18 protein-coding genes and 2 riboswitches are annotated in these 18,414 nt (G+C 69.8%); of the genes, 11 read left to right on the top strand and 7 right to left on the bottom strand.

Annotated features, from left to right (window positions below):
- Positions 1–10: 10 nt before the first annotated feature.
- The 3 genes from G6034_RS02805 to G6034_RS02795 all read left to right on the top strand — a co-directional run bounded on the left by G6034_RS02805 (position 11) and on the right by G6034_RS02795 (position 2,938).
- Positions 11–1,402 (top strand): sulfatase family protein, encoded by a 1,392-nt coding sequence (locus tag G6034_RS02805; RefSeq protein ID WP_176633655.1) that lies wholly within the window; start codon positions 11–13, stop codon positions 1,400–1,402.
- A 72-nt stretch (positions 1,403–1,474) separates the two neighbouring features.
- Positions 1,475–2,092 (top strand): TetR family transcriptional regulator, encoded by a 618-nt coding sequence (locus G6034_RS02800; protein WP_176633568.1) that lies wholly within the window; start codon positions 1,475–1,477, stop codon positions 2,090–2,092.
- A 9-nt stretch (positions 2,093–2,101) separates the two neighbouring features.
- Positions 2,102–2,938 (top strand): maleylpyruvate isomerase family mycothiol-dependent enzyme, encoded by an 837-nt coding sequence (locus G6034_RS02795; protein ID WP_176633567.1) that lies wholly within the window; start codon positions 2,102–2,104, stop codon positions 2,936–2,938.
- 19 nt (positions 2,939–2,957) lie between these two features.
- Here G6034_RS02795 and G6034_RS02790 read toward each other — a convergent pair whose 3' ends face one another.
- The 4 genes from G6034_RS02790 to G6034_RS02775 form a co-directional block, all read right to left on the bottom strand.
- Positions 2,958–3,749, bottom strand: a complete 792-nt coding sequence (locus tag G6034_RS02790) for an SAM-dependent methyltransferase (protein WP_176633566.1) — start codon at positions 3,747–3,749, stop codon at positions 2,958–2,960.
- 211 nt (positions 3,750–3,960) lie between these two features.
- Positions 3,961–5,619, bottom strand: coding sequence for a DNA repair helicase XPB (locus G6034_RS02785; RefSeq protein WP_176633565.1), 1,659 nt, complete (start codon positions 5,617–5,619; stop codon positions 3,961–3,963).
- On the bottom strand, positions 5,616–8,105 hold the full coding sequence (locus tag G6034_RS02780) for a helicase-associated domain-containing protein (protein WP_176633564.1): 2,490 nt from the start codon (positions 8,103–8,105) through the stop codon (positions 5,616–5,618). Before G6034_RS02780 ends, G6034_RS02785 begins: the two co-directional genes overlap by 4 nt.
- 35 nt (positions 8,106–8,140) lie before the next feature.
- The gene (locus tag G6034_RS02775; protein WP_176633563.1) at positions 8,141–8,380 is read right to left on the bottom strand and encodes a hypothetical protein; all 240 of its coding nucleotides are present in this window, start codon (positions 8,378–8,380) and stop codon (positions 8,141–8,143) included.
- 198 nt (positions 8,381–8,578) lie between these two features.
- Here G6034_RS02775 and G6034_RS02770 point away from each other — a divergent pair, with 198 nt between their 5' ends.
- The 3 genes from G6034_RS02770 to G6034_RS02760 all read left to right on the top strand — a co-directional run bounded on the left by G6034_RS02770 (position 8,579) and on the right by G6034_RS02760 (position 10,143).
- Positions 8,579–8,959 (top strand): cold shock domain-containing protein, encoded by a 381-nt coding sequence (locus G6034_RS02770; RefSeq protein ID WP_176633562.1) that lies wholly within the window; start codon positions 8,579–8,581, stop codon positions 8,957–8,959.
- 11 nt (positions 8,960–8,970) lie between these two features.
- On the top strand, positions 8,971–9,561 hold the full coding sequence (locus G6034_RS02765; RefSeq protein ID WP_176633561.1) for a DUF3027 domain-containing protein: 591 nt from the start codon (positions 8,971–8,973) through the stop codon (positions 9,559–9,561).
- Between the two features lie 105 nt (positions 9,562–9,666).
- The gene (locus G6034_RS02760) at positions 9,667–10,143 is read left to right on the top strand and encodes a nuclear transport factor 2 family protein (protein WP_176633560.1); all 477 of its coding nucleotides are present in this window, start codon (positions 9,667–9,669) and stop codon (positions 10,141–10,143) included.
- Here the strand turns inward: G6034_RS02760 and serC are convergent.
- Entirely contained in the window at positions 10,127–11,254 is a 1,128-nt protein-coding gene (gene serC / locus G6034_RS02755; RefSeq protein WP_343037908.1) for a phosphoserine transaminase, read from the bottom strand. The two genes, G6034_RS02760 and serC, sit on opposite strands and share 17 nt — an antisense overlap.
- 240 nt (positions 11,255–11,494) lie before the next feature.
- On the opposite strand from serC, the gene G6034_RS02750 reads away from it, so the two are divergent.
- The 3 genes from G6034_RS02750 (at position 11,495) to G6034_RS02740 (ending at position 14,483) form a co-directional block, all read left to right on the top strand.
- Positions 11,495–12,190 carry an iron-dependent transcriptional repressor DtxR gene (locus G6034_RS02750; RefSeq protein ID WP_176633558.1) on the top strand — a complete coding sequence of 232 codons (696 nt, stop codon included), beginning with the start codon at positions 11,495–11,497 and terminating at the stop codon, positions 12,188–12,190.
- 151 nt (positions 12,191–12,341) lie between these two features.
- Positions 12,342–12,574: riboswitch (cyclic di-AMP (ydaO/yuaA leader) on the top strand.
- A gap of 2 nt (positions 12,575–12,576) precedes the next feature.
- On the top strand, positions 12,577–13,386 hold the full coding sequence (locus G6034_RS02745) for a M23 family metallopeptidase (protein ID WP_343037907.1): 810 nt from the start codon (positions 12,577–12,579) through the stop codon (positions 13,384–13,386).
- Between the two features lie 158 nt (positions 13,387–13,544).
- A riboswitch (cyclic di-AMP (ydaO/yuaA leader) is annotated at positions 13,545–13,721 on the top strand.
- Positions 13,722–13,724: 3 nt separating this feature from the next.
- A complete protein-coding gene (locus G6034_RS02740; protein ID WP_176633557.1) occupies positions 13,725–14,483 on the top strand; it encodes an NlpC/P60 family protein in 759 nt (252 codons plus the stop codon).
- Positions 14,484–14,741: 258 nt separating this feature from the next.
- Here G6034_RS02740 and G6034_RS02735 read toward each other — a convergent pair whose 3' ends face one another.
- Both G6034_RS02735 and G6034_RS02730 read right to left on the bottom strand, forming a co-directional pair.
- Complete coding sequence (locus G6034_RS02735; RefSeq protein WP_176633556.1) at positions 14,742–16,433, bottom strand: MDR family MFS transporter; 1,692 nt, start codon at positions 16,431–16,433, stop codon at positions 14,742–14,744.
- Between the two features lie 96 nt (positions 16,434–16,529).
- A complete protein-coding gene (locus tag G6034_RS02730; protein WP_176633555.1) occupies positions 16,530–17,183 on the bottom strand; it encodes a TetR/AcrR family transcriptional regulator in 654 nt (217 codons plus the stop codon).
- A gap of 272 nt (positions 17,184–17,455) precedes the next feature.
- Here G6034_RS02730 and mobA point away from each other — a divergent pair, with 272 nt between their 5' ends.
- Both mobA and G6034_RS02720 read left to right on the top strand, forming a co-directional pair.
- Entirely contained in the window at positions 17,456–18,085 is a 630-nt protein-coding gene (gene mobA / locus G6034_RS02725) for an NTP transferase domain-containing protein (RefSeq protein ID WP_176633554.1), read from the top strand.
- Positions 18,086–18,121: 36 nt separating this feature from the next.
- The gene (locus G6034_RS02720) at positions 18,122–18,406 is read left to right on the top strand and encodes a DUF6457 domain-containing protein (protein ID WP_176633553.1); all 285 of its coding nucleotides are present in this window, start codon (positions 18,122–18,124) and stop codon (positions 18,404–18,406) included.
- Positions 18,407–18,414 lie beyond the last annotated feature (8 nt).

Genomic DNA, 18,414 nt, shown 5'->3' with positions numbered 1-18,414 from the left:
CGAAGGCACCATGCCCGTGGCCCGCAAGCCCAACATCCTGGTCATTGTCTCCGACGACCACGGCTACGCCGACAGGTCCATCCTGGGCGTGCAGGGGGACGTCCGCACCCCGGCGCTGGACCGGCTGGCACGGCAGGGAACCTCCTACAGCAACGCCTACGTCACGGCCCCCATCTGCTCGCCGTCGCGGGCCGGTCTGGCCGCGGGAAGCTACCAGCAGCGCTGGGGCGCGCGCTGGTTCACCGACTCGGAGGTGTGCCCGCCGGAGGTGCCCACCATTGCCGAGCTGCTGCGCGGGGAGGGCTACGCCACCGGCTATTTTGGCAAGGTCCACTACGGCAGCGAGCACCACGGCGACCGCGGCACCCCGCCGCGGCACGGCTACGATGAATCGTTCTACGGGCTGGCCGGGGAGTCCATGGGCCGGCTGAACTACCTGCACCACTCGGAAAACGCTGTCCGAGACTATGGCAAGGCCGCTCACCCAATGGCGGTCCAGCCCCTGTGGAACGGGGAGGAACCGCAGGAACTCGAAGGCTTCCTCACCGACGCGATCGGCGAGCGCACCCGCCAGTTCGTCGCGGACCACGCCGACAGGCCGTTCCTGGCCACGGTGGCCTTCAACGCGGTCCACAACTTCTGCTGGCAGCTGCCCGCCGGGGAACTTGAGAAGCGCGGACTGCCCGCCTTTGAGGACTGGAACCCGGGGGCCGGTGAATACATTGACTGGTACGACGGCGCCATCAGCCCCCACCTGGCGAACGGCCGGGCGTACTACCTGGCCCAGCTTGAACTGATGGACACACAGATCGGGCTGATCCTGGACCAGCTTGACGAACTGGGCCTGGCCGGGGACACGCTGGTCTTCTACCTGACGGACAACGGCGGCTCCACCTGCAACTATGGCGTCAACCTGCCCCTGCGCGGCACCAAGTACACGCTGTGGGAGGGCGGCGTCCGCGTCCCGTTCCTGGTGCGCTGGCCCGGCCGGGTGCCGGAGGGGCTGACCGCCACGGCCCTGGCAAGTTCCATGGACATCCTCCCCAGCGCGCTGGCCGCCGCGGGGGCGCCGGCCGGGACATACGCCCACTGCGACGGGCGCAACCTGCTGGGGGATGACGGCGGGCTGGCGCCCGGGCACGCGGCCCTCCACTGGGACTGCGGCTGGCAGTGGTCCGTGCGCCGCGGCGACTGGAAGCTCAGCTGGGTGGAGCCGGATTCCGCCGTGGCCCAGGCCATCCGGCAGGTGGAGCACGCCGAGCCGGGCAGCGGCTACTTCCTGGCCAACCTGGCGCAGGACCCTGCTGAAACCACCGACCTGCAGGCGGCGGAACCGGAAATCCTGGCCGAGTTGCTGGCCCTGCATGAGACGTGGACGGCCGGGCTGGCCCTTCCCGCGTGAGGCCGCCGGGCATGGACGCGAAGTCCTAATGCCCCCTTGTTTTCCTAATGGCGTTAGGTGGACAATGAAGGCGTGGAACCAGTGCAGGACCGCCGCAAGGTGCGCAGGGATGCCGTCATCGGGGAAATCCTGGGCGCGGCCGTGGAATTGATGGCCCGCGACGGCGTCGCGGGCATGTCGCTTTCGGCCGTCGCCCGCAGGGTGGGCATGCGCCCGCCGTCGCTGTACGAGTACTTTCCGTCGAAGAATGCCCTGTATGACGCCCTGTTTGAAAGGGCCGCCGCCGGACTCCGCGACGCCGTCGCCGTGGCCGGCGGCCAGCACCCGGACCATCCCATCGAGGCCCTGCGTGCAGGTGCCCGTGCGTTTGTGGCGTGGTCGGCCGGGAACCCCGTCGTCGCCCAGCTGATCAGCTGGCGCCCCGTGCCGGGCTTTGAACCGTCGCCCCAGGCCTTCAGGCCCAGCCAGGAGATGGTGGCGCTGCTCCGGGACCACATTGTGCTGGCGGTTTCGCGCAAGGAACTGCGGGCCTCCGCAGCCACTGAGGAAGCCGTCCTGCTCTTCACCACGGTGGTGGCGGGAGTCGTCTCACAACAACTGGCCAACGAACCCGCGGGCGGGGGGTCCGGGCGCTACGCCCGCCTGGCAGGACCCGCGGTCTCCCTGTGGCTGGAACACTACGCACCCTAAGGAGTAATCATGTATCCGGCCGCAACGGCCATTCCGGCCGCCACGCGCGCCACCTCGGCCGCCCTGTACCAATCCGTCATGTCCGGCATCGCCGGCTTCCTGGCAGCGCTCCCCGAAGGGGCATGGGACGCGGCCACGGACTGCGCCGGCTGGAGCGTCCGCGATCTCGCCGGCCACCTCGCCGGGGCGCAGCAGGACATCCTCAGCGTCCGCACCACTCTCCGCCACCGCCGGGAGGGACGACGCCGGTACCCCCGCCTGTCGCCGTTGGACGGCGCAAACCAGGTGCAGGTCGACGAGCACGGCGGCCAGTCCCCGGTGGAACTCTCCGAGCGCTACGCCGCCAACGCGCCCAAAGTTGCGGGGAAGGTTGCCTCGTTTCCGGCTGCGCTGGCGTGGCTTCCCGTCCAACCGGGCATGGCGCCCGGAGGGGCGGCACTGCGCCTTGGCTATCTCTTCAACGTGATCTACCTCCGCGATGCGTGGATGCACGGCATCGACCTGGCGCGGGCAACGGGCCGGCCGCGCCCGGCAACGGAAGCCGACGGGCACGTTCTCGAACAAATCATGCGGGACGCCGCCGTGGAATGGGCATCCAGGAGGGGCGCCGGGAGCGTCGGCGGAGTATCCGCAACGGGGCCGGCGCCCGGCGTCGCGCTTGAGCTGTGCGGCGAGCTCCACGGCACGTGGCACCTGGGCGGGCGGGGTCCGCAAACCCAGGTGTCCGGCGTCGGACTTGAGTTTGTCCGGGGGCTTTCGGGGAGAACGCCGGAGTCGGGACTGCATTGCGTGGCGGGCGACCCGCAGCAGGTGGACCTGCTTGAGGACCTGCGGGTCCTGTTCTAGGGCCCGTGCCGATCCAAGGTCATGGGCGGCGGGCGTACATCTCCACCGGCGCCAGCAAGCCGGCCCGGAACGCGTCCAGCAGGTTGGCCATGGCCGGCCCGTCCAGCCCGGCGGGGCCGGCGCCGTCGCGGACCCGTTCCAGAAACTCAATGCCCTCGGCCAGGGGCTTGGCTTCCCGGTCCACCTCCAGGCCCGCCTGGCCCAGCGCGTCGCTGTAGGCCAGGGGCGGCTGCGGGAAGGACGTCTCCGCCGTGGCCGCCCACGGCAGCGGATAGGCCTCGACGTCGCCGCCGAGCAGCATGATGTCGTAGACGGCCAGGACCCCGCCGGGCCGCAGGACGCGGGCGGCCTCGGCAAAAAGCCTGTCCTTGTCGCGGACGTTCATGCCCACATGGATCACCACGGCGGCGTCAAAAGTGCCGCGGGGGAAGGGGAGGTCCAGGGCGCTGCCTTGGGTGAACTCGACCGGGCCGGCCAGCCCGGTGCGCTGTGTGAGCGCGGTGGCGGCGGCCACAAACTCCGGTGTCAGGTCCACGCCGTGGACCGTGGCCCCGAATTCGGCGGCCAGGTGGCGGGCCACTCCGCCCAGCCCGGAGCCAATGTCCAGGACGCGGGTGCCGGCGCCAATCCCGGCGCGTTCAGCCACCCGCGAGGTGGCGGCGCGGCCGCCGATGTGGAGCTGGTCGGCGCCGCCGAGGTCCTCCGGCGTAAAATTCCCCGGGTCGGCCCCGGCCCTGCGCACTACGGCAAGCAGCCGTTCAAGGACGCCGCCGCTGCCGTAGTGCGCGGCCACCGACTCTTCGTAATCCATGACGCCTCCAGCCGGACGGGACCCTGTGGCAAATGATCCTACTCCGCATACCCAGACGCTCGGTTGCAACCGGGGCGCTTTTTCGAAACGCTCGCTCGCCTCGGTATATGTCAACCTCTCTCAAACAGGTTGACATATACCGTTGGGGGGAAGTGCCCCGGTTGGGCGGGAGGGTTGGGGGAAAGTGCCCCGGTTGCAACCGAGGGTTTGGTCAGGGGGCGTCGATGATGCGGTAGGCGTAGCCCTGCTCGGCGAGGAAGCGCTGGCGCTTGGCCGCGAAGTCGGCGTCCACGGTGTCGCGCGCCACCAGGGTGTAAAAGCGGGCGGTGCGGCCGTCGGCCTTGGGGCGCATGAGCCGGCCCAGCCGCTGTGCCTCCTCCTGGCGGGAGCCAAAGGATCCCGAGACCTGGATGGCCACGGAGGCCTCGGGCAGGTCGATGGAAAAGTTCGCCACCTTGGACACCACCAGGGTCTTCACGGCCCCGCGGCGGAACTCCCCGAACAGCCGCTCGCGCTCCTTGACCGGCGTTTCACCCTTGATCAGCGGCGCGCCGAGGCGCCCGGCGATCTCGTCGAGCTGGTCAATGTACTGCCCGATCACCAGGAGCTGTTCGCCGGCATGCTCGGCCGCCAGCTTTTCCACCACGGCCGACTTGCTCTCCGAGGTGGCGCACAGGCGGTACTTGTCGGCGTCGTCCGCCATGGCGTACGCCATGCGCTCGTCCTGCGGCAGGTCGATCCGCACCTCCACGCAGTCCGCGGGCGCAATGTAGCCCTGGGCCTCGATGTCCTTCCACGGGGCGTCGTACCGCTTGGGCCCGATCAGCGAGAACACCTCGCCCTCGCGGCCGTCCTCCCGGACCAGCGTGGCCGTGAGCCCCAGCCGGCGGCGGGCCTGCAGCTCCGCCGTCATGCGGAAGATGGGGGCGGGCAGCAGGTGGACCTCGTCGTAGATGATCAGCCCCCAGTCGTTGTCGTTGAGCAGCTCCAGGTGCGGGTGCAGGCCGCCGCGGCGCAGGGTCAGCACCTGGTAGGTGGCGATGGTGACGGGGCGGACCTCCTTGGCGGCGCCGGAGTATTCACCGATCTCGGCCTCCGTGAGCGTGGTCCGGCGCAGCAGCTCGGCCTTCCACTGCCTGGCCGAGACGGTGTTGGTGACCAGGATCAGGGTGGTGGTGCCGGAGACGGCCATCGCCGCGGCGCCCACAATCGTCTTCCCGGCGCCGCACGGCAGGACCACCACGCCCGAGCCTCCCGCCCAGAAGTTCTCCACGGCCAGGTCCTGGTAGGGGCGCAGCGACCACGCGCCGTCCTTGGGGGCCACGGCGTCGGCGTCCCCGGCGGTCAGGGCAATCGGGTGGGGCGTGCCGTCGACGTACCCGGCCCGGTCCTCCGCGGGCCAGCCGGCCTTGAGCAGCAGCTGCTTGAGCGCCCCGCGCTGGGAGGAGTGCACCACGACGGTCAGCGGGTCGATCCGCGGCCCCAGGAGCGCGCCGATCTTCCTGGCGTGGATGACCTCCTCCAGCACGGGGAAGTCGCTGGTGCGCATGACGAGCCCGTGGACGGGGTCCTTTTCCAGGGTGAGCCGGCCGTACCTGGACATGACCTCAGCTATGTCGATCAGGAGGGGGTGCGGCACGGGGAAGCGCGAGAACGTCAGCAGCGTGTCCAGCACCTGTTCGGCGTCGAGCCCGGCGGCCCGCGCATTCCACAGGCCCAGCGGCGTGATCCGGTAGCTGTGCATGTGTTCGGGCGCCCGCTCCAGCTCGGCAAACGCGGCGATGGCGTGCCGCGCCTCGGTGGCCTGCGGATGCGCCGTCTCCAGCAGGATGGTCTTGTCGCTTTGGACAATCAACGGCCCGTCGTTCATGCTCTGCCTTTCGTGCCGGCGCTGCCGCCCTCAATCAAGTCCACGTCCACAATCCGGTGCATGCTGAAAACCCGTTCACTGTCCCGCTCGTGGTCGAACGCCCGCACGCGCCCCTCCGCAACCGTCACGGGGCGCAGCCGCAGCCGTTCCGGCCGGCCGTCGCCGCCGACAGTGGTCAGCCACACGTCCGCCATGGTGCGGATGGCACGCTGGAGCTGCTCGCGGACCAGGGCCGGCGCCGCCTCCCCGCGCCCCGGCGTCCAGGCGGGCCGGCTGCGCAGCATGGCCAGCTGGGCCGCCGCCGGTCCCGCGGGATGCACGACGGCGTCCCCCGCCTCCTGCCCTTCGGCCGCCGACAGGCGGGCGGCCTCCCAGGGCGCCATGGCCGGGTGCGTTGTGGAGGGGGCTGCCCGCCGCGGCCGGCCGGCGGGCCGGCCCGGTTCCTCCGCCGCGACGCCGCCGGCCAGCGCGGGCGAGTGGCCGGCGTCGAGCATTTTCCTGGCGAGCTCGGCGGGCGGCAGGGCGGACACGGCCACGGTGGGGGAGACCGCGGTTAGCTGCAGGCCGGAGGCCGCGCCCACGGCCAGCAGTTCTGCCAGCAGCCCCGGCTCCCGGGCGCTGACCACGGCGGAGGCGGCGACCACCGTGAAGCGCCCGTGGCGGGAGGCGGTGTCGGCCACGAGGTACTCCAGCGGCTGCGGGACGGGCGTGGCCGAGTGGGCGGCCAGGAAGTCCATGATGCCGGTGGCGGTGCGCCCGGCCGCCAGGGCGCGCTGGAGGGATGCGCGGGTGAAGCGGTACACGCCGGCCGTGCCCCGGCCCTCCGGCTCGGCGAGCAGCGCGAGCTCCTCGGACAGGACCGGGGAAAGGTAGCCGGGCGCCACGGCGGTGAGGTCGCCCTGGAGCAGGACGTGTTCCACCGGTTCCGGCAGCGTGCCGGCGAGGAGGGCCAGGGCGCCGTCCCAGTCGCGGCCGATCACGGCCAGGCCCAGGTCCGTCAGGGCGGCGGCGCCGGTCAGGCCCAGCAGCTCGGCCTCGGCGAGGAAGCCGGCCAGCGCCTTGGCAATGCGGCGGGCCGGGCGCGGATGGTGCCAGGCGTAGTGGTCCAGCACCTGTTCGATGGTGGGTGCCGGAACCGTGCCGGACTCCGCGGCGTCCCCGTGCAGCGCGGCGCCCCCGTGCAGCGAGGCGAGCACCTGCAGGGAGGTGGCGCGCAGGGCCGGTGCGTCCGGGCGGAAGGCCTCGCCCGCCAGCACATTGACGGCGGGGGAGCCTGTTCCCACCAGGGACGGCAGCCGTCCGGCGTCGAGCCAGGCCGAGGCCAGCCACAGCCACTGTTCGGCGCGGTCCCGCGGACGCCAGCCGGACGCCGTGGCCTTCCACAGCGACGTGTCGGGGTCGAGCGTGATGAGCTTCGCCATGGCGGCCAGCTCAAGGTAAAAGTACGACTGTGCCATTTCGACGTCGAGATCCCTGGCCACGGCGCGCACGGCACGCACGCCGACCCCTCCTGCCCGCAGCGTGGCCAGCGGCGCGTTTTCCACGGAATCCAGGAGCCGGCCCATGGTGCGCAGCAGCGCGGCCACCGCGCCCGTGGCCGCGTTGTCCCGCAGCGAGGTGCGGACCCGGGCCACCTCCACGACGGGCGGTGCAGGGGAAAAGTGGGTCACCACGCGGCCGTGGCGAAGCAGCAGGCCCACCTCACGGGGCAGTTCCACGTGGTCGTCGTCCAGGGGAATCAGCAGGCCCCGGCGCAGCAGCCAGTTGACGGCGCCGCCCGCGTCGGGCTGGGCGGGCGCGGCGCCTTCGCCCGGGCGGCCCTCCCGGCCGACGTCGCGGAGCGCATGGGCCACGCGGCCCATGGGGCCGGCCGCAAACTTGGCCAGCAGCCCGGCTGTTCCGTCGGGCGCATCGGCCAGGAGCGCGTCCGGCCCGGCAAACGACGTGACGTGGGCGTGCAGCGCTGCCGCCGGATCGCCGCCCGGCAGCCCCAGGGTGCCGGCGATCCCGGCCAGCCTGTCCCGGCAGCCGGGCAGGGCGTCGGCCAGTTCAACGTAGCCCCGGCCCAGCCCGGCCGGGTGCGCGCCCAGCACCTCGCGCAGGGAGGTGACGGGCAGGAAGCGGCGGGGTCCGGCGTCGTCCGTGTCCTCGGGAGAGTGGAGGACCAGGGCCAGCTCGTGAAGCTGTTCGAGGAGCGGCTCCAGCTCTGCGGCACTGGCGTCCGCCACGGCCTCCGCAAGCTGTGCGGCGGTGGCCCCGGAACCGGCAGGCGCAGCCACCGCCAGGGCTGTCAGAAGTTGCAGCTGCGGCTCGTTCAGCCGGTCCAACGCACGGGACAGCCCGGCCCGGCTCGACGCGCGGGCGGCGAGGGCGGCGAAATCGGCTGCCGGCGGGTCCATCAGCTCCGGGCGCAGCGAAAGGAGCCGCAGCAGCGAGGAATCGGGCCGGGCAGCGAGGTCGGAGATCAGGAGCTGCAGGGTGGACATCAGCTCAACGCTACCGCGAAAACCGGCGGTTGGGACTAGAGCCGCCGTCGCCGGGACACGGCATGGATGACGCTGCCGCCCATCATGATGAAGGCTGCGGGCAGGCAGAGCATCGCGATCCAGGTGAGGCCGGTCCACGGCTCGCCGCCGGCCCACTTCGCCAGCAGCAAAATGGCCAGTGCGGCGACGCCCGCCAGGGCCAGCACCACGGCCGCAAGGTTGAATGCCAGCCAGCCCCGGCCGTCGGGGGCGGGGGCGGTGTTGTGGGTGCTCATGCCCATAACGCTAACAGCGGACAGGGGCGGCACAAAGCACGCCCGCATTCCCGGACGCGGTAACCTTGAAGGGACTGGACCGGCACGCCCCGGCCCCGCCAGCAGTGGATGCACATTTCACGGTCCAGGGTGCGTCCGGCCCACCGCCGTGCAGCCGCCGGGCATGGTTCCTACAGAAGAATTAACGAGGTAAAGCAAGTGCCGATCGGCAAAGTGAAGTGGTACGACAACGAAAAAGGCTTCGGCATCCTGACCGCCGATGACGGCAAGGAAGTCTTCCTGCGCGCCAATGCCCTCGCGCCCGACGCCGGTGAAATCAAGCCTGGAATGCGCATGGAGTTCGGCGTGGCGGACGGGCGCAAGGGTGCCCAGGCGATGGCTGCGAAGATCCTGGACCGCGGCCCGTCCGTGGCCAAGGCCAAGCGCATGCCTGCCCGCGACCTCGCCCCGATCGTGCAGGACCTGGCGACCTTGCTGGAACACTCCATAGGATCCCTGACCAACGGCAAGTACCCTGAAGGCGACGCGAGCAAGATTGCCGCGGCGTTGCGCAAGGTTGCCGACAACTTCGACGCATGACGGTGCCCACGATGACAGAATTTCCCACCGAGCCCGCCACGGCGGCCGCCCGGAACGCCGACGCCGAGCCGACGGCGGGTGCCTCCGCCGTTGACGCCGTCGCCGTTGACGCAGTGCCCCGGCCCGGGGTCCCCGTCTGGCGGGTGGGCAAGCCCGACGCCTTTCTTGCCGCGGCCGCGGACGTGGCCCGCAGCGCCGTGCTGGACATCGCCGCTGACGCCAACATCGGCCCGCACGCCGCCGTGCGCAGCGAGGGCGTCCGGACCGTCACGCACCTCTTTGAATGCAGGCTCCCCGGCTATGCCGGGTGGCAGTGGTTCGCGACGCTGACCCGCGTTTCGCGCTCCAAGGACGCCACCGTCAACGAAGTGGGCCTGCTCCCGACCAACGGATCCATCCTGGCCCCGCCGTGGGTCCCGTGGGCCGAGCGGGTCCGCCCGGAGGACGCCAAGGCGGACGAGCCGGAGGAATCCGGCGCAGGGGATTCCGCCAGCGGCGCCGCGGAGGAGGAATCCTGGCAGTCCGGGGACTCCGGTGGGTCAGGGGAGTCCGGGCACGACGCCGGGTCCCCGGGTGGCGCCGGCGGCGCACCGCAGGCCTGACCCGCCCCACGCCGGCCGAGGCCGTCCCGCTCGCCGGGCCCCGTCGCGGCCGGTCCGCAAAAGATGTTGTTGACGCCAACACGGGCGCGGGAACATGCTGTGGGCATGAATGATGCGGCAGCGGACGTGGTCAGGCGTTTCTACGAGTCTGTCGCGGAGCGTGACCTGGCCAAGGCCGAGTCGTGTTTTGCGCCCGATGCGTTGTGGCACCTGCCAGGAACGGGGCCGATTGCCGGCGACCACGTGGGCTGGCCCGCCATCCGGGATGAGTTCCTCGTGAAGCTGGGGCCGCTGTCCGGCGGCACCTTCAAGGCTGAACTGCTCGACGTCGCCGTGGGCGAGCGTTACGTCGTGGCCGTCCAGCACGCCACGGGGGACTTCGGCGGGCGGGTGCTGGACATCACCGGCTGCCAGCTGATGCACGTGGAGGACGGCCTGATCCGGGAAGTGCGGGGGCACTACTCCAATCAGGAGCAGTTGGACGCCTTCTGGGAGGAACCCGCCCGACGGCCCTGGCCGCCGTCGTCCGTCCGGCGCGGCAGCCAGGGCCCTGTTGGGCCGGGGCTTAGAGGTTTTCGATGACGAAGTCGATGCACCTGGTCAGTGCCGTGACATCGTCCGGCTCGATCGCCACGAACGTGGCGATGCGCAGCTGGTTGCGGCCGAGCTTGCGGTAGGGCTCGGTGTCCACAATTCCGTTGGCGCGCAGTACCTTGGCCACGGCGGCCGCGTCCACGGACTCGTCAAAGTCGATCGTCACGATCACATTGGAGCGGTCCTCGGCACGCGACACGAACGGGGTGGCCACGCCGGACGCCTCGGCCCAGGAGTACAGGCGGCCGGCGGAGTCCGCGGTGCGCTTGGACGCAAAGTCCAGGCCGCCGTTTTCATTGAGCCACCTGACCTGCTCGTTGAGCGTCACCAGCGTCGCCAGGGCCGGGGTGTTGTACGTCTGGTTCTTCAGCGAGTTGTCGATGGCCGTGCCCAGGTTCAGGAAGTCCGGCACCCAGCGCCCGGTTGCGCCGATGCGCGCGGCGCGCTCCAGCGCGGCGGGGGAGAACAGCGCAAGCCAGAGTCCTCCGTCGGACGCGAAGTTCTTTTGCGGGGCAAAGTAGTAGACGTCGGCCTGCGCTACATCCACGTGCAGGCCGCCCGCGGCGGAGGTGGCGTCGACCAGGACCAGCGCGCCGTCGTCGGCCCCGGCAACGCGCTGCACGGGGGCGGCCACGCCGGTGGAGGTCTCATTCTGGGGCCAGGCGTAAACGTCGACGCCCGCCTCGGCCGCCGCCTCGGGGCGCGTCCCGGGCTCCGAGGTGATGATGGAGGAGGGGTCCAGGAACGGGGCCTTGTTGGTGGCCGCGGCAAACTTGGAGCCAAACTCGCCAAAGGAGAGGTGCTGGGCCTTCTTCTCCACGAGGCCAAACGATGCCACGTCCCAGAACGCTGTGGAGCCGCCCACGCCCAGGATGACCTCGTAGCCGTCGGGGGCGTTGAAGAACTCGCCCAGGCCGCTGCGGACCTCGCCCACCAGCTTCTTTACGGGGGCCTGGCGGTGGGAGGTGCCCAGCAATGACGCACCCGCGGCGGACAGGGCCGACACCTGCTCCGGACGGACCTTCGAGGGGCCCGCGCCAAAGCGGCCGTCTGCCGGACGCAGGTTGGCGGGGATGGTGAGGGGCGTGGATTCGCTCACGGGCTGCTCCAAAAATTGTGCGATGGATTCAAAGGCGCCAAGGGCCTGCGGCCAATTCTGCCGCAACCGCCGGCCCATCCTGAAATGCAGGCCGCATCGTGAAACATTCTTCTGCTGCCGGGCGGGCGCAGGGTACACAACTGGAGCAAGGGGAGGTTTTCCTCCCTTGTATTAAGCAGGATAACGTAGAGGCAAAAGGCCTGTGCCCGGAATCTCGCTCAACCTCAGGAGGAATCTGACGTGACAGATTTGATTGACACGACGGAAATGTATCTGCGCACCATCCTGGAGCTGGAAGAAGAGAACATCGTGGCGCTGCGGGCACGCATCGCCGAGCGCCTGCACCACTCCGGTCCCACCGTCTCCCAAACCATTGGGCGCATGGAACGGGACGGCCTGGTCATAGTCTCCGGCGACCGCCACCTCGAGCTGACCCCTCCCGGCCGGGACAAGGCCACGCGCGTCATGCGCAAGCACCGCCTGGCCGAGAGGCTGCTGGCCGACGTGATCGGCTTGGACTGGGCCTATGTCCACGATGAGGCGTGCCGCTGGGAGCATGTCATGAGCGAGCGGGTGGAGCAGCGCCTGTTTGAGCTGCTCGGAAAGCCGCACGAATCTCCGTACGGCAACCCGATCCCCGGTCTGGAGGAGCTCGGCGGACAGGTGGCCCCGGACTTCGCAGCGGGCCTGGTGACACTGGTGGAGGCCATGTCCACCTATTCCCCGGAGCAGTCCGTCACCATCCACCGGCTCTCCGAGCGCATCCAGGTGGAACCGGAGCTGCTCACCCAGCTCGACGAGGGCGGCCTGCGACCCGGTGCCAGCATTTCGCTGGCCCAGGTCGGGGAGTACATTTCGGTGCGCGTTCCCGGCATTGACGGTGCGCTCGAGCTGCCGCCCGAGGTGGCGTCGCACGTTTTTGTCTCCATGAGCTAGGTGCCGAACCGGGCGCCGCGCGTCACGCGTTTGACGCGACCCGCCGCAAATGTAACGGAATTATCACGGTCACCATTTCTACCGTATAGTAGCTACTTGACGCTGTAACCAAAGCGTTACCGTACCCTGACACCGAGCCTTGCCTTCAGCGTGCGGACATGAGCAATTTCAGGCAAGGACGGGGGAACCACAAGCGGCGGGCCGACCAGTCCGCCTTGGGGTGAAGCCGGGATTCAAACCACTCGCAACTCATCGATGCACCCTGCCTTTGGCGGGTACTGTCCGGGGAGACTGACGCGTGCCACGGACCTGGCCGGATCAAAAGCTGCACTCTCTGATCCGAATCCGACAGCTAACCCCGCAGGTGCTTCTCAGAGAGGTATTTAGTGTCAGAGGTCATGCAGCGCGGACGCCGCCGGGCGGCTTCTCCGCCCGCCCAGCCCATCGCGTCCGTCCCGCTTACCCGCCGCGAAGTGCTCGCGGCCGAACGCTCCGCCATTGCACCCCATGGCACGTTGGGCGCCCTGATCCGGGCCGGGATTGCCCACGGGGCCGGCCAGAAGGTCGGCATTGCGCTGGCGGCCACGGGCCTGGCCCTTGCCGTCACCGTTCCCTCCGCCACGGGCATTTCGCTGGCCAGTGTCGACAGCGCGCCGGTGCCAAGCCCGGAAACCGTGGTGACGGCCGCCTCCGACGTCCCGATCAGCTTTGCCGCGCCGGCCATTGGCAGCGCACTGAACCCCGACGGCCAGTTGAAGGAAAAGCTGAAGGTCGAGGCCTCCAACGTCACGCCCCAGGCGGCCAAGGGGACGCTGGCCGCGCCCTTGAAGGTCCTCACCCCCACATCCCCCTTCGGCTCGCGCATCAACCCGCTCACGGGCTCGATGGGTGAAATGCACACCGGGCAGGACTATGCCGTGCAGTGTTCCACCGCCGTCTTCGCCGCTGCCGGGGGAACCGTGACCTTTGCCGGGTGGCATCCCTTTGGCGGAGGGAACCGGGTGGTGGTTGACCACGGAAACGGGCTCTCGACGTCGTACAACCACCTAAGCTCGATCGGCGTCAAAGTGGGGCAGAAGGTCCAGCGTGGCGACCAGGTGGCGCTCAGCGGCACCACGGGCGCCTCCACGGGCTGCCACCTCCACTTTGAGGTCATCGTCGATGACGAGACGGTTGACCCGCTGGGCTGGCTCTAGTCCCTCCACAAGGGGGTCCAGGTCACGACTTAGAGACACGGCCGTGACCTGAACGTGACATTGGCAAAAATCTGTTGTACCGTCGTAACCGCGCCAACTTCGAATCAAGCTGGCGCCTGTGAGTGGATTGCCTAGCTCTGCCACCGCTCACGGTCCGTTCGTATCAATCGTCTGGCAGGGGCGGGGGAACCAATATCGGGCTTCGTTTCTGAAGCCCTAGGGGTGAAGCCGCGAAGCATCCATCAGGGAAGCAACTTCCCTGCAGGGGTGTGGAGCGGCCGGGTGACTCCCATCCGAATCCGACAGCTTACCTCGCAGGCTTTGGGAGAGGATCCTTCTTGTCTTCAAACACTGCCCTCGGGCGCCACCGCGCCGAGGTTGTTAAGACCAGCCCGATCTCCGTCATCACGAAAGCCGTCAGCTCCAATGTCGGTGGTGTCGGACGCCAGGCCGCTGTAATCGCAGCAGCTTCCGGACTGGTCCTTACTTCCGGCATCGCAGCCAACGCCGCCACGCCCACCGTGGAGCGTGCCTCCGACGCCGGGACCACGCTCAGCCAGAACACGCAGCTTGCTTCCGCAGTGACTGCGGCTTCCACCGTGAAGATCTCCTTTGCAACCCCCAAGGTGACCTCCACCCCGGCCCCCGTTGTTGAGGCGCCCGCCGTGGCGGTCCAGAGCAATGAAGTTGTCCAGACGCCTGCTGCCGGAGCGCCTGCAGCAACCGTCACCACCACCGAGGCAGCTCCCGCCCCTGTGGCAAAGAGCGGCATTGGCGCCACGATCGCCGCTGCGGCCCTGGCCCAGCTCGGCGTTGCCCAGGACTGCACCATGCTGGTCACCAACTCGCTGGCAGCAGCCGGCATCAACTACCACGGCTGGCCGGCAGGCTACCTCTCCCTGGGCCGCACGGTTTCCCAGGCTGAGGCACAGCCCGGCGATCTCATCTACTACGCGGACGGCGGCGTGGGCATGGCCCACATCGCCGTTTACATTGGCAACGGCCAGGCAGTCCACGGCGGCTTCCACGGCAGCACGGTTGTCTGGTCGGTGAACGTCGGAGGCTCGGCCCCCGTCTTCATCGCGATGGGCCACTGAGCAAGCCGGCACCAAGCACTGCAATAAGGAAGGGCCCCGTCCGGTGGACGGGGCCCTTCCTGCACCCGTGCGGCCGGGATGGGCCCCGGCGTGCCATCTGCCCGCATCCCGGCCGCCACGTGAAGCTGTGTGCCGCCTCGAGGCGGCAAGCACCCGGGCGCCGCGCAACGACGAGAGCGGCATGGACAGCCCCACAGCGTGAAGCCCACCTTTCGGCAACCCCCGCACGGCCTCCGTCGTGCCCCGCCCGCCGCCGTCCTATCCAGGCTGCGGTCCCCGATGCCGGGGCGTGACCGGGTGGGCGGCAGGCACCGTGGCCGGAACCGCGGCTCCGCCGCCGGTGGGCTGCAGGCGCTCACCAAGCTGCACGGAGGCCCCCGGATTGGCAGCTTCCGGGTCAACTGCCCCGGGTTCGGCGGGCTCCCGATCAATGGTGGTGGCCAGCGGGATCTCCTTGATGAAGAACAGCAGGATCGCGGCCAGCAACAGCAGCGGCACCATGAACAGGAAAATGGGCGTCAGTGCGTCGTTGTAGGCGCCAACCACTGTCCCGCGCAGCTGCTCGGGAAGCCGGCGCACGATGGCCGGGGTCAGCGAGTTGATGCCGCCGGACGCGTGGGCCCCGGCATCGGACAGGCGCTCGGTGAGCAGCTGGGCCAGGCGGTGGGCAAAGAGGCTGCCCACCACTGCCGACCCGAGCGAGGCACCGATCTGGCGGAAGTAGTTGTTGGACGCGGTGGCCATCCCTACCTCGGAATTGGGGAACTGGTTCTGGACAATCAGCACCAGGATCTGCATGCACGTGCCGAGCCCGATCCCCATGATGGCCAGGTAGGCGCAAATGACCCAGACGGGCATGGCGGCCGTCATGGTGGACAGCAGCACCAGGGCCCCCGCCACAATGAACATGCCGGTGAGGGGCAGCCACTTGTACCGGCCGGTCCTGCTGACCAGCTGGCCGGAGACGATCGAAGTCACCAGCAGCCCTGCCATCATGGGGATCATGAGGAAGCCGGCCTGCGTGGCGTTGGCCCCCGTAACCATCTGCAGGAACGTGGGCAGGTAGGCGAGCGTGCCGAACATGGCAATCCCGGTGATGAGGCCGGCCGCCGTGGTCAGGTTGAAGTTGCGGTCCTTGAACAGGTGCAGCGACATGATGGGGTGCTCGGCGTTGTGCTCAACCCAGATGAAGGCGGCGGCGGCCGCCAGGGTTCCGGCGCCCATGCCCAGTATCTGGGGGGAGTTCCAGTCGTATTTGGTGCCGCCCCAGGTGCTCACCAGCACCAGCAGCGTTGAGGTGATGCCCAGCAGCGCCATGCCGGCAACGTCGACGCGGGCCCTTTTGCGTCGGTGGGCCGGCAGCCGCAGGAAGAACACTGCGGAGACTATGGCCAGGACGCCCAGCGGAATGTTCATCCACAGGCCCCAGCGCCAGCCGATCCCGTCCGTGAACCAGCCGCCCAGCAGCGGGCCGGCCACGGAGGACAGCGCAAAGACGCCACCCATGATGCCCATGTACCGCCCGCGCTCCCGGGCCGGGACCACGTCGGCGATGATGGCCTGCGAGAGCAGCATCAGCCCGCCGCCGCCCAGCCCCTGCACGCCGCGGCCAATGATGAGCCAGGTCATGTCGTGGGCGAAGCCGCCGATGATCGAGCCCAGGATGAAAATGGAGATGGCGGTGATGAACGGGCCCTTGCGGCCCATGAGGTCGCCCAGCTTGCCGTAGATGGGCAGCATGATGGTGGAGGCCAGGATGTAGATGGTGATGACCCACAACATCAGGTTGACGCCGTTGAGCTCGCCAACAATGGTGGGCAGGGCCGTGCTGAAGATGGTCTGGTCCAGCGAGGCCAGCAGCATGGTCAGCATGAGCCCGGCAAAGACCAGCAGGATGCTGCGGCGGTCGGACGTGGCGGGCGGTGCCGCGGATCGGGTGGTTGTGGCCATGGGGTGGTCCTTGCGTGGGGAGGGTGCGGGCTCTTTTGCGTGTGGCGTTGCACGGACGACGGCGCTGCTGCCGCCGGCCTGGCGCGCCGGCGGCCACTACGGCCAGTGCTCGTTGGCCGTGATGCGCTGGATGAGCCCCGAGGCGGCCCGCACCAGCTCCTCCCGCGTTTCCGTGAAATTGCCGGCCACCCACTTCTGCATGACGAAACGCATGGCGCCAAAGACCAGGGCAACCACCATCCGGGCTTCGTCCTCCAGGTCCGGGGTGTCCGCCTCGGTGCGGCCGTGAAAATGGAAGCGGTCCATGACGAAGCCGGCGAAGGCGTCTTCCGTCTCGCCGATGCGTGCCTTTTCCTGGTTCAGGAGTTCCGGGGTCTGGTGGATCAGCTGGTGGCGGGCCCGGAACAATTCCAGGTTTGCGTCGATGTCCACCACGGTCCCGGCAATCATGGTGAAGAGGTCGGCGAAGACGCTGGAGCCGGTGCCGTCGATGAACGCCCGCACCACATCGGGTGGCGGCAGGGCCTTCGCGCCGGAGAGAAAGGCGCCTTCCTTGGAGCCGAAGTAGTTGAAGAAGGTGCGCTGGGAGACCAGGCTGGCCTCGCAGATCATGTCCACCGTGACGTTGTCGTACCCGTGCTCAAGGGCCAGGTCGATGGCGGCGCGCCGGATGGCCAGCCGCGTGGCGGCGCGCTTGCGGGCCCGGAGGGTGTCCCCGGGGGCGGCAGGTGACGACACGTCGCGTGGCATCTGGCTCCCTTTTCTGTGACGGCGGTGGTTCTGTGACGGCGGTGGTTCTGGGACGGCGGTGGCGGCCGGGTTGCGGCCCGTGGCCGACGTCGGTCCGGGGCCCCTCCGCCGGGCACCCGCCCGGCATAATTGCAGTTCCTGAAAATATGCAGTGAATGCAAGTTTATGCCTTCGGCCCAGGAGGCCATGCCCTGGCACGGGCAGGCACGCCTGTCCGGATGCGGCGTGGCGCGGGCTAGCATGGGTCCCATGAACAGTGGAAGCAGGCGACCGTGCAGGCCGTGATCCTGGCCGGGGGGCTTTCCCGGCGCCTGGGCGGGGTGCCCAAGGCCGGCCTGCGAGTGGGCGGCGCGACACTGCTCCTGCGCACCGTCCGTGCCGCCCAGGCCGTGACGCCCGCAGGGGCGGGCTGCGCACGGGGGAGAACCGCCGTCGTCGGTCCCGTGGAGCTGGTGGAACGGTGGCTCGGGCCGGGCGCGCGGCCCCCCGGACTGGCGCTGGTGCAGGAAGACCCGCCGTTTTCCGGTCCCGCGGCGGGCCTGGCCGCCGGCCTGGGCGCGCTGGACGGCGCCCGGGGGCGGGTGCTGGTCCTGGCGTGCGACATGCCGGACGCCGGCCGGCTGGCGGCGCTGCTGGCCGAGGCCGCAACCGCATGCGGGGAGGCGGAGGGCGTCATGGCCGTGGATGGCGGGCGGCGGCAGCCCCTGGCCGCCATCTACCCCCTGGCGCCGCTGCGTGCGTCGGTGGACGCCGCCCGGGCGGCGCACCGCCTGGTGAATGCCTCCGTTTTCTCCCTGGTTGCTAGTGTGAGCATCAGGGAATGTGCCGTGCCGGCGGGGCTGGCGGCGGACATCGACACCTGGGACGACGCCCGCCTGCACGGAATCGGCGCCCCGGATTGAGCTGCCCCGGGGGACCGGGGCGGGAAGGCCATGGACATGGAAAACAACGACGAGCTGCTGGAAGCATGGCTGGCCAAGCTGCTGGCGGCCTTTGAGATTGCCGACATCGAGGTGGACATGCATGCCGTGCTGAACCTGGCCGGGGTGGCCGCCCATTCGGTGGTGCGCCCGGCGGCGCCGCTGACCACCTTCGTGGCAGGCCTGGCCGCGGGGCTGGCGGCGGGATCGGGCCAGGCCGGCTCCGCCCAGTCGATGGCGTCGGCGCTGGACCTGGCCAAGCAGCTGGCCAGGGCTGAAGCGCCCGCCCCCGCCGCCGAATAGGTGCCGCA

This window comes from Arthrobacter wenxiniae (assembly GCF_013376105.1).
GTDB lineage: Bacteria > Actinomycetota > Actinomycetes > Actinomycetales > Micrococcaceae > Specibacter > Specibacter wenxiniae.
This window is presented reverse-complemented; position numbering and strand designations above follow the sequence as displayed.

What these genes read in the sequence shown, in the direction of transcription:
- G6034_RS02720 (WP_176633553.1), top strand. Translation starts at nt 18,122, where the DNA reads ATGGAAAACAACGACGAGCTGCTGGAAGCATGGCTGGCCAAGCTGCTG.
- G6034_RS02785 (WP_176633565.1), bottom strand. Translation starts at nt 5,619, where the DNA reads ATGAACGACGGGCCGTTGATTGTCCAAAGCGACAAGACCATCCTGCTG.
- G6034_RS02765 (WP_176633561.1), top strand. Translation starts at nt 8,971, where the DNA reads ATGACAGAATTTCCCACCGAGCCCGCCACGGCGGCCGCCCGGAACGCC.
- G6034_RS02805 (WP_176633655.1), top strand. Translation starts at nt 11, where the DNA reads ATGCCCGTGGCCCGCAAGCCCAACATCCTGGTCATTGTCTCCGACGAC.
- G6034_RS02730 (WP_176633555.1), bottom strand. Translation starts at nt 17,183, where the DNA reads ATGCCACGCGACGTGTCGTCACCTGCCGCCCCCGGGGACACCCTCCGG.
- G6034_RS02760 (WP_176633560.1), top strand. Translation starts at nt 9,667, where the DNA reads ATGAATGATGCGGCAGCGGACGTGGTCAGGCGTTTCTACGAGTCTGTC.
- G6034_RS02780 (WP_176633564.1), bottom strand. Translation starts at nt 8,105, where the DNA reads ATGTCCACCCTGCAGCTCCTGATCTCCGACCTCGCTGCCCGGCCCGAT.
- G6034_RS02735 (WP_176633556.1), bottom strand. Translation starts at nt 16,433, where the DNA reads ATGGCCACAACCACCCGATCCGCGGCACCGCCCGCCACGTCCGACCGC.
- G6034_RS02775 (WP_176633563.1), bottom strand. Translation starts at nt 8,380, where the DNA reads ATGAGCACCCACAACACCGCCCCCGCCCCCGACGGCCGGGGCTGGCTG.
- G6034_RS02795 (WP_176633567.1), top strand. Translation starts at nt 2,102, where the DNA reads ATGTATCCGGCCGCAACGGCCATTCCGGCCGCCACGCGCGCCACCTCG.
- G6034_RS02790 (WP_176633566.1), bottom strand. Translation starts at nt 3,749, where the DNA reads ATGGATTACGAAGAGTCGGTGGCCGCGCACTACGGCAGCGGCGGCGTC.